Annotated in this window: 8 protein-coding genes; 4 read left to right on the forward strand and 4 right to left on the reverse strand. The window is 64.9% G+C overall.

Annotated elements, in window-relative coordinates; all coding sequences use genetic code 11:
• Positions 1-351 precede the first annotated feature (351 nt).
• From Q0C59_RS09215 to Q0C59_RS09230, 4 genes are all read left to right on the forward strand, one after another.
• Positions 352-765 carry a hypothetical protein gene (locus tag Q0C59_RS09215; RefSeq protein ID WP_291214352.1) on the forward strand — a complete coding sequence of 138 codons (414 nt, stop codon included), beginning with the start codon at positions 352-354 and terminating at the stop codon, positions 763-765.
• A 128-nt stretch (positions 766-893) separates the two neighbouring features.
• Complete coding sequence (locus Q0C59_RS09220; RefSeq protein WP_291214354.1) at positions 894-1388, forward strand: hypothetical protein; 495 nt, start codon at positions 894-896, stop codon at positions 1386-1388.
• 11 nt (positions 1389-1399) lie between these two features.
• On the forward strand, positions 1400-1687 hold the full coding sequence (locus tag Q0C59_RS09225; RefSeq protein WP_291214356.1) for a heavy-metal-associated domain-containing protein: 288 nt from the start codon (positions 1400-1402) through the stop codon (positions 1685-1687).
• A gap of 47 nt (positions 1688-1734) precedes the next feature.
• Positions 1735-3927, forward strand: coding sequence for a copper-translocating P-type ATPase (locus Q0C59_RS09230; protein ID WP_291214358.1), 2193 nt, complete (start codon positions 1735-1737; stop codon positions 3925-3927).
• 222 nt (positions 3928-4149) lie between these two features.
• On the opposite strand, the gene Q0C59_RS09235 is transcribed toward Q0C59_RS09230, so the two are convergent.
• The 4 genes from Q0C59_RS09235 to Q0C59_RS09250 form a co-directional block, all read right to left on the reverse strand.
• A complete protein-coding gene (locus tag Q0C59_RS09235; protein ID WP_291214360.1) occupies positions 4150-5058 on the reverse strand; it encodes a CoA ester lyase in 909 nt (302 codons plus the stop codon).
• Positions 5059-5395: 337 nt separating this feature from the next.
• Entirely contained in the window at positions 5396-6946 is a 1551-nt protein-coding gene (locus tag Q0C59_RS09240; protein ID WP_291214362.1) for an L-lactate permease, read from the reverse strand.
• A gap of 12 nt (positions 6947-6958) precedes the next feature.
• Positions 6959-7963 (reverse strand): 2-hydroxyacid dehydrogenase, encoded by a 1005-nt coding sequence (locus Q0C59_RS09245; protein ID WP_291214363.1) that lies wholly within the window; start codon positions 7961-7963, stop codon positions 6959-6961.
• Positions 7964-8064: 101 nt separating this feature from the next.
• Entirely contained in the window at positions 8065-9516 is a 1452-nt protein-coding gene (locus tag Q0C59_RS09250; protein ID WP_291214365.1) for a phosphatidylserine/phosphatidylglycerophosphate/cardiolipin synthase family protein, read from the reverse strand.
• Between the last annotated feature and the right edge of the window lie 146 nt (positions 9517-9662).

Here is a 9662-nt window from a genome sequence, read left to right on the forward strand (position 1 = left end):
GTGTCCTTCAAGGTGTCTGCCGTGTCGAGCAGCGGCATTTTGTCTTCCTGGTTTTCCTTGTTGCAGGCCAACGGCAGGCCCATCGTGAGCGTGATCAAACCCATGAGGTGGCCGTCCACTCATGGCCTGGATGCGCGGCGTGCACGTTCACCATGACGCTCACTGAGGTAGCCAACTGCGGCTTGCCCGGCCGCAAGTCGCTCTGTACGGTGACGAACCGACGATCGAGGCGCCCCGTCGCAAACTGGTTCAGCTGCGGTCAGCCTCGGCGTCAGCTTGCTTGATCTGCGTCAACGCATCTTCAGCCCTCAGGTATAGCCTTGAACTGTCTTTACGGATCGTCCCACCGACATGCCCATTAATCGCCGTTCGCTGCGCCATGCCACCTGGTTGATCCTGGCGGTGTGGTTGTTTGCGATGGGCGCGGGCGTGGCCAACGCGTGTTTCCTGAACGAGCGAGTCCACGGGAGCCATTTTTCGATCCAGGCGACGCTCCACGATGTGCTGGTTGCTGAAAGCCACCACGGCGCGCAAACCGGCCAAACCGACGCGGGATGCCTCAAGTTTTGCGATGAGGCACCGCTGGCAATCCCCAAGGTCGATCAGCCCATCACCGATGGCGGTCCAGGTTGGGTTGGCGTGCTGTACCGGACGTTGCCAGCAATCGTGGCCTCTGCAACCGCAGTTCATCTGCGAGTGCATGCGAACAGACCCGCGCACATGGCTTCGCCCATCGCCGCGCGACCCCATCGTCTGACGTTGTAGGCCGCTTCGCAGCCATTGCGATGAGCGCGCTTGCTGTCTGGGTCACTCAGACGGCGCCCCGCTCCTGACTGGCATCCCCATCCTGTTGCCGCCCGCGGCGGCTCCCCCATTCCTTCAAGAACACCATCATGAAAACCATCCACACCTTCCTCATGCTTTCCACCGCTGTTTTGCTGACTGCTTGCGCCAACCCGAACGCCCCGGGAGCAGGTCCCATGTCGGCAGCCAAGGCCGACGAACACGCCGCCCATCAAGCCGCTGCGGCCTCGTCGGGAGCGCCAACTGCCATGCATGACCACATGAAAGCCATGCAGGCCATGCGAGACAAGATGATGAATGCCAAGACGCCTGCTGAGCGCCAGGCCTTGATGGAGGAGCACATGAAATCCATGCACGAAGGCATGGCCATGATGAAAGGCATGAAGGACATGAAAGGCATGGGCGGCATGCACGGCAAGGCGGGCATGCCGGGCATGCCGGGGATGTCTGGCAAGAAGGACATGCCCATGGACATGTCGAAGCACCATCAGATGATGGAGATGCGCATGGACATGATGCAGACCATGATGGAAATGATGATGCAGCGCATGCCGGGCGGCACCATCCCGCCTGCCGGCAAGTGAAGGAGAACACGATGAATGCCATCGATCTCGACGTGCAGGGCATGACCTGCGGTGCCTGCGTCCAGCGCGTCACAGCAGCCCTGGTTCCCATCAACGGCGTGCATCACGTCGCCGTGGATCTGCGAGCTGGCCGTGTGAGGGTCACAGCAGAGGCGAGCGTGGCGCCATCGCAGCTGATTTCTGCATTGGCCGCAAGGCGCTACGAAAGCGTGGTGGTCACAAATGGCGCCCCGCCAGGTCGGGCACCCGACAGTCCGCCTCCGGCCGTTGCGCCCATGGGCGGTTGCTGCTGCAGTTGACCCCACCACGGGCCTGGCAAAGCCAGCCTGAAGATTGGAGCCGCCCCATGGAGTCACATCGTCATCACGAACACCGTCACGCTGGAAGCCCGGGTGCGCCGGCTTCTCCACCTGTGATATCTCCGCTGGAGGGCACGGTCTACACCTGTCCGATGCACCCGGAGATCCGCCAGGACCATCCGGGCAGCTGTCCCAAGTGCGGCATGACGCTTGAGCCTTTGATGCCGGATCTTGACGACGATGACAACCCTGAGTTGCTTGACTTCCGGCGCCGCTTCTGGTGGACGCTTCCGCTCACCGTGGTGGTGGCAGTGCTGGCGATGTTTGGTCACAACCTTGGCTGGTTCGAGATGGCCACGCAAAGCTGGATTGAGCTCGTGCTCACCGTGCCGGTGGTGCTCTGGGCCGGCTGGCCGTTCTTCGTGCGCGGTGCGCAGTCGGTGCTGAACCGCAGCCCCAACATGTGGACGCTGATCAGCCTGGGCACCGGGTCGGCGTTTGTCTACAGCGTCGTGGCCACGGTGGCGCCGCAGGTGTTCCCCGATTCGTTCGTCTCCATGGGACGCGTGTCGGTGTACTACGAAGCGGCGGCCGTGATCATCTCGCTCACCTTGCTGGGCCAGCTGCTGGAACTCAAGGCGCGTTCACAAACCTCGGCGGCCATCCGTTCGCTGCTGGGGTTGGCGCCCAAGACCGCGCGTCGCATCACAGCCGACGGGCAGGAAGAAGACATTCCGCTGGCCCACGTGCATGTGGGCGACCTGCTGCGCGTGCGCCCGGGCGAGAAAGTGCCCACCGACGGCACGGTGGTCGAAGGCAGCAGCGCGGTGGACGAATCGATGCTCACCGGCGAGCCACTGCCGGTCACCAAACGCGTGGGCGACAAGCTGATCGGTGCCACGCTCAACACCAGCGGCGCGCTCGTGATGAAGTCCGGGCATGTGGGCTCGGCCACCGTGCTCTCGCAGATCGTGCAGATGGTCGCCATGGCGCAGCGATCGCGCGCGCCCATGCAACGCATGGCCGATCAGGTGGCGGGCTACTTTGTGGTGGGGGTAGTGGTGGCGGCGCTGCTCACCTTTTTCGGCTGGGGCGTTTTCGGCCCCGAACCGAGCTGGGTACATGGGCTGATCAACTCGGTGGCCGTGCTCATCATCGCCTGCCCGTGCGCACTGGGGCTGGCCACGCCCATGTCCATCATGGTGGCCACTGGGCGCGGTGCCACCCATGGCGTGCTGTTTCGCGACGCTGCGGCCATCGAGAACCTGCGCAAAGTCGATACCCTGATCGTCGACAAGACAGGTACTTTGACCGAAGGGCGCCCGCGCTTTGAGCGCGCCATCGGCTTCGGGAGCTTTGCCGAAGACGAGGTGTTGCGCTTGGCCGCCAGCCTGGACCAGGGCAGCGAACACCCGCTCGCTGCCGCCATCGTGGCCGCGGCGAAGGAACAAGGGCTTGCGCTCGACGAGTCCGAGCAGTTCGACTCCGAGTCCGGCATCGGGGTGCGTGGCCTGGTGGACGGGCAGGCGCTGGCGTTGGGCAACACCGCGCTGATGCAGCAGCTCGGTGTCAACGCGGCGCCGTTGGCCTCCGAAGCCGAGGCGCTTCGCGCACAGGGCGCCAGTGTCATGTACCTCGCGGTGAACAAAGCACTGGCTGGATTGCTCGCCGTGTCCGACCCGATCAAGGCCACCACGGCCGATGCGCTGGCGTCGCTGCGGCAGGCCAACATCCGCGTGGTCATGGCCACGGGCGACGGGCTGACCACCGCGCGTTCGGTCGGCCAGCGCCTGGACATCGACGAGGTGCACGGCGAAGTGACACCGGCCGACAAACTCAAGCTGGTGGAGAAGCTCCAGGCCGAGGGTCGCGTGGTGGCCATGGCAGGCGACGGTATCAACGATGCGCCAGCCCTGGCCCGCGCCGATGTGGGTATTGCCATGGGAACAGGCACCGACGTGGCCATGAACAGCGCGCAACTCACCTTGGTCAAGGGCGATTTGCGCGGGATCGCCACGGCCCGCGAACTCTCGGTGGCCACGGTAGTCAACATGAAACAGAACCTGGTCTTTGCCTTCCTCTACAACGCTCTGGGAATTCCCCTGGCCGCTGGATTGCTGTACCCGTTTACCGGATGGCTGCTGTCACCCATGATCGCTGCATTGGCTATGAGTCTGAGTTCTGCATCAGTGATTGGCAACGCGTTGCGCCTGCAGGGCGCCTCGATTCAGGAACCGTGATCGGCGCCCACTCAGTGCTTTTTCATCGGTCAGATTCGAAGAATGCCTCCCGGGGTGATGTCCCAGACGCTGGTCGCACCATATCTCGGCAAACAAGGACTGACCGCAACACCACCAAAAGTTGACACCCGCTTGGTGACACTGCCCGCTACCGCTGCACATCCGCCCTCTGGAGATCAGACGACGGCACCAGTGAGCTGAGAAAGACGGGGCTCCGGGTGGTCAGCTCGGGGGGGTGACCCCAAGTGCACGGGCCCGAACCAGCAAGCGGTGAGCATTGCGCCATGTGGGCACCTCCACCCAGTGGCCGTCCACCAGGGCGCGCTCCTCGCCGCGAGCTCGTGCAGCTTCAAACGCCGCTACGATTGCCACAGCGCCCTGTACTTCCAGCGCGTCTGGAGTCAATGCACGGTTGATAGCCGCGGCGTGGTCGGCGCGAACCAGAGACTTGCTGCGGTAGCCCAACCTTCGGGACTCGACTGTTTCACGGATTGCGCCTTCTACATCGCTGAACGTATACGGAGCATCGATAGGTTCGATTCGTGCAGCTCGGCAGTCGAGCAGAAATCGTCTCCGGGCGTGCGCGAGCTCGTCGCCTCCCGGATGGCGCTCCGCACACAGATCGTTCACCAGGTCCTCAGCGCCCAGCAGGGCAGCGTGAATGCGCGAGCTGCCAGCAGCAATCGAACGAACTTCGGCCACGCCCAATGCCGTTTCGCACACAGGCAGGATTTCAGTTGTTCCTGGACCGATGCCGAGCTGCCGCTCCCAGCTTGTGATGGCTTCATCCAGCGCCGACATCTGGTTGGCGCTGACTGCCATTGGGTATGCGATGACGTGCGGTCGTCCAGCCATGGCAGCGGCAAGGTCGATGGAACCATCCTCGTCCAGCTGGTTGACGCGAACGGCCGTCACAAAGCTCGCTTCGTTCCACGAACGCAGCAGGCTGACCAACATGCCGCGCGCTTCTTCGCGCCTGGCAGGAGGCGTGAAGTCCTCCAAGTCAACAATCAATGCATCCGCGCCGCTCCCGCGCATGGCCTCATGAGCGCGCGCGTCCGCACCTGGACCGAACAGCCAAGTGCGGCGGAGCTCGTTTGGGCGAGGCGCCTTCGATTCAACGAAGTCCATGAAGTATCTCCAGCCTCAGTGTTTGAACGTCAGGTCATCAGTAGAGATCGCTGCGGCAGGTGCCTGACCTTGTACCTTGGATGCGACTTGTGAAGCGCCCCGTGTCGAGACACAACCCAGGCTTGCTCGTGATGGGGCCGACTTGATCCTACTGGATGCACCGCAATGCACCGCAATGCCCCGTGCACCTGGCTGTACTTGTCATTCCATCTGCGGGGTTCGCCTCGCGAGTCGCGGCTTCGACAAGCCGCAACATGCCGCTCTCAGATCATCAAGGATCAAAGCAAGGCTCACATACGCGACCGCAAGCAGAGCGGGTACTTGCGAAGCACTTCTCTCAGGCGCCGGTCAGAAGACCGCTCCACAACAAACCACTGAGCACGGCCCCGCCCAGGGCGAGGTAGATCGCGCAGGGCAGCAGCATGCGCCGCAGGATCTCGCTTTCGCGGCCAGCCAGACCCACCGTGGCGGCTCCGGCGACGATGTTGTGCGGGCACACGATGTTGCCCACCGCAGCACCAAAACCCTGGGCCGCCACGATGGCCGTTACCGGCAGCGCCAGGGCCTGCGCCGTCTGCACCTGCAGCGAGGTGAACAACACATTGGACGCTGTGGCCGACCCGGTGACGAAGCTGCCCAGGGCACCAACGGCGGGAGCCACCCACGGCCACGCCGGCCCGACCAACTGCACCGCTGCCTGCTCCAGGGTTCCAATGAAACCGGCGTGCAGCATCAGCCGGGACAGCACCAGCATGGCCAGCAAAGCCAGCGTGACCGGCACCAGTTGCCTGGCCGAGTGGGCCAGCGCGCCACCCACATCACGCAGAGGCACTCGCTGCAGCCTCGCCCCGATCAGCAGCGACACCAGCAGCAGAGTGCCAGGGTGCGTGAGTGGCTGCATGCGCCCACCAAAGCCACCGAAGCCTTGCCAGGCGACCTGCACCCCGGACAAGGCGTCGTCCACCGGCGCCCACAGCCTGGCCACGGCCAGCGCCACGACCCCGACCACCAGCACGCCGTAGGGCGCAAGCGCCTGAGCCATGCCGCTTGCTGCGCCCAATGGCTCACCGCCACCCGACGGCACAAGGCGCGCCACCGCCTGACGGCGCAGCACGGCAATGAACAGTGCCCCACCAATCAGGGCTCCACCCAACGTGGCCAGTTCCGGCCCCAGCAACGCTGCCAGCGCCATGCCAGGCAACAGAAAGCCGGCCGCTGCCAGTGCCGCCCAACGCCAGCCGGGCCGGTGCCCGCTGGCGGCCAGTGTGCGCACGAAGAACACCATCATCACGCCACCCAGCAGCGTGTGCAGCAGGGCGGTGCGCCACGCGATCTGCACGCCGTCCAGCCCGGTCAGGGCCACCTGCGCCAGCACCGGCGTGCCCAGCGCGCCAAACGAGACCCCCACCGCATGGCCGAGCAGGGCCAGCGCCACCGCCGGAACAGGTGCAAAACCCAGACCCACCAGCAGCGGCGCGGCCAGCGCCACGGGCGTACCGAAGCCGGCCGCACCTTCGAAGAACAAGGCCATCAGCCAGCCCACCAGCAAGGCCTGCAATGCTGTTGACCCGGTCAACCGTGTGAGGCTGTTGCGCAGCGTGTCGATGGCACCACGGGTTTGCTGCAGGCGGTGCAGCGCCAGTGCTGGCCACAGGATCCACAGGATGGTCAGCGTGAGAAAACCGCCCTCGGCAACCACGCCGGCAAATGACCTCAGCGGCGCGGCACCCGGCGCGCCGAAGTCGAACACCACCACAGCCAGCAAGGCGGCCAGCGCCAGCGCCGCAGCGCCGGCCCGCGCAGCGGACCAGTGCAGCCCCAGCATCAGCCCCAGGATCGCAAAGATCGGTGTTGCCGCCAACGTGGCGGCCCAGCCCAGGCCTTGCACTTGCGCCGCCCCTCAGACGATCCGCTCGACCGAGACCGGGTGCAGCGGTCGGCCCTCGGCTTCGAAAAGATCGAGGTTGGCCAGGGTGGTTTCGGCGATGCCTGTGAGCGCCTGCTCGGTGAAGAAGCCCTGGTGGCCGGTCACGATGACGTTGGGGAAAGTCAGCAGCCGGGCAAACACGTCGTCGTGCAGCACCGTGTTCGAGAGGTCGCGAAAAAACAGGTCGGCCTCTTCCTCGTACACGTCCAGGCCCAAGCTGCCGAGTTGCCCGCTCTTCAAGGCTGCGACCGCTGCCCGGGCATCGACCACGGCTCCGCGGCTGGTGTTGATCAGCATCACACCGCGCTTCATGGTGGCCAGCGCATGGTCGTCAATCAGGTGGTGGGTTTGAGGCGTCAACGGGCAATGCAGGCTCACGATGTCACTTTGGGCCAGCAACTCGGGCAGCGGGACGTAGTGCGCCCCCAGCGCCGTGAGTTCCGGGTTGACGCTGGGCGCGAAGGCCAGCACCCGGCAACCAAAGCCGGCCATGATGCGGGCAAAACAGGCTCCGATCTTGCCGGTTCCGATGACGCCGACGGTGCGACCGTGCAGGTCGAAACCCAGCAGGCCCTCCAGCGCGAAGTTGCCTTCGCGCACCCGGTTGTAGGCGCGGTGGATCTTGCGGTTGAGCGTCAGCACCAGGGCCACGGTGTGCTCAGCCACGGCGTGGGGAGAGTACTCGGGCACGCGGCCGACCGCCATGCCCAGTGCCGCAGCGGCAGGCAGGTCCACATGGTTGAAGCCGGCGCTGCGCAGGGCGACCAGGCGCACACCCAGGCCATGCAGGCGCTGCAGCGTCTCGGCATTCAGCCGGTCATTGACGAAGGCACAGACCGCTTGCGCGCCCTGGGCGGCTGCGGCCGTGCCCGCGTCGAGTCGGGCTTCATGAAAGACAAACGTGTGGCGGCCGGCGGCATTGGCGCGGGTGAGGAATTCGCGGTCGTAGGGGCGGGTGCTGAAGATGGCGACTTGCATGGCTGGATGATGACGCCTTTTGCCTTGCAGGAGGCTTCACGGTCAGCCGAACGCTGATGGAAACACGGTCTGGCGGATTCCAGCACGCCGCCGATCATTGGTCAGAGATAGGGTGACATCAGCCTGGCGATTCCGTTTCGAAGGCGGACCAGCATGGAAAGATTCCGGAGTTCTGCCATCCCCAGGCGGCGTGCACTTCCAACTCGGGCACCAACGAGGCTGTTCAGCGTCTGCGCAAGTTCCTCGTTGATACAAACGAGGTTGTATTCGAAGTTCAAACGCAGGCTTCGCGCATCCCAGTTGGTCGAGCCGATCAGTGACCAGTGCTCGTCGACCAGCAACAGCTTGGTGTGATCGAAAGGTGGAGGGCTCAGGTGGATGCGGCACCCGCTGGCCAGGAGCTCAGTCAGTTGCGGACGCGTCGCCCAGTCCATCACACGCAGGTTGCTGCGTTCCGGCAGCACGATGTCCACGGCTACGCCACGCAGGGCTGTGACCTTCAGCGCCGCCAGCAAGGTCTCGTCGGGCAGAAAGTAGGGGGTCACGATGCGAACGCGCGTCCGTGCCACGGCCAGTGCCCCCAACAGCACTAGGGGAAGGTTGTCGATGTCGGCGTCGGGACCGTCTGCAACACCCCGGGCAGCAACTGGTCCGCACGCATCCAGAGCCGGAAACCACACCTCGCCGAGCAGGTGCTCGCCGCAGGCATAGGCCCAGTCCACAGCAAAGGTGCGCTGCAGATCGGCCACCACCGGCCCCCGCACACCGAAGTGCAGGCACCGCACCGGGCTCGCTGGTCGGCGGGCCAGCCAGTGGCCCACGCGGATGTTCATCCCACCGGTGAAGCCAAAGGTGCCGTCGACCACCATGATCTTGCGGTGGTTGCGCAGGTTGGCATAGCGCGTGCGCAAGGGGTTGCGCGTCGGCGAGAACGCCGCCGCGGTGATTCCTGCGCGACGCAGGGCACGCAGCATGTCCGGCCGGCTGTAGCGCAGGCCCAGTCCGTCGAGCAGCACGCGCACCTCGACGCCGCGTTCGCGAGCGCCCCGCAAGGCCAGCAGAAAGGCTTGACCTGCTGCGTCGTTGTCAAAGATATAGGTGGCCAGCGTGATCGACCGCTGAGCACCTGAAATGGCAGCGAGCATGGCCGGATAGGCAGCATCGCCATCCTCCAGCGCATCGATGTGGTTGCCAGCCAGCAGCGGCTTGCCGGTCAGGCGATCGCAAAGCTGTTCCAGGCCGGCGAGACCCACATCGGCCTGCAAAAGGGCTTGTGCAGCGATTGAGCTGGCTTCGGCCGGGATGGGGTGCTTGTCGTTTCCCCAAGCCGCGCGCAGGTCGAGTGCGACGGTGTTGCGCTGAATCCGGTTGATGCCGAACACCAGATAGAGAAGCGAGCCGATGCCCGGCGCCAGCCAGGCAAGTCCGACCCAACCGATCACGGCGCTGACGTGGCGCTTGCGCAGCACCGCATCAACAGTGACGGCGGCCGCTGCGGCGGCATGCATGACCGCAAACACAGTGGGCCAAGCTTGTATCAGAGCATCCAGCATGCGATAGCTTAGAGCGTTCCGCGCGCGAGGGAACCACGGACACGGACGGCGACTGCTGACCGGGAGCGGTCATCGGATTTCCGGGTCTTCCCCGTTGTTTGCAAGCACACCCGGCGGTGACTTGATGCCTGCTCCAACCACGGTGA

The sequence above is a fragment of the Hydrogenophaga sp. genome (assembly GCF_022844385.1).
Lineage (GTDB): Bacteria > Pseudomonadota > Gammaproteobacteria > Burkholderiales > Burkholderiaceae_C > Hydrogenophaga.

What these genes read in the sequence shown, in the direction of transcription:
- Q0C59_RS09215 (WP_291214352.1), top strand. Translation starts at nt 352, where the DNA reads ATGCCCATTAATCGCCGTTCGCTGCGCCATGCCACCTGGTTGATCCTG.
- Q0C59_RS09220 (WP_291214354.1), top strand. Translation starts at nt 894, where the DNA reads ATGAAAACCATCCACACCTTCCTCATGCTTTCCACCGCTGTTTTGCTG.
- Q0C59_RS09225 (WP_291214356.1), top strand. Translation starts at nt 1,400, where the DNA reads ATGAATGCCATCGATCTCGACGTGCAGGGCATGACCTGCGGTGCCTGC.
- Q0C59_RS09230 (WP_291214358.1), top strand. Translation starts at nt 1,735, where the DNA reads ATGGAGTCACATCGTCATCACGAACACCGTCACGCTGGAAGCCCGGGT.
- Q0C59_RS09235 (WP_291214360.1), bottom strand. Translation starts at nt 5,058, where the DNA reads ATGGACTTCGTTGAATCGAAGGCGCCTCGCCCAAACGAGCTCCGCCGC.
- Q0C59_RS09245 (WP_291214363.1), bottom strand. Translation starts at nt 7,963, where the DNA reads ATGCAAGTCGCCATCTTCAGCACCCGCCCCTACGACCGCGAATTCCTC.
- Q0C59_RS09250 (WP_291214365.1), bottom strand. Translation starts at nt 9,516, where the DNA reads ATGCTGGATGCTCTGATACAAGCTTGGCCCACTGTGTTTGCGGTCATG.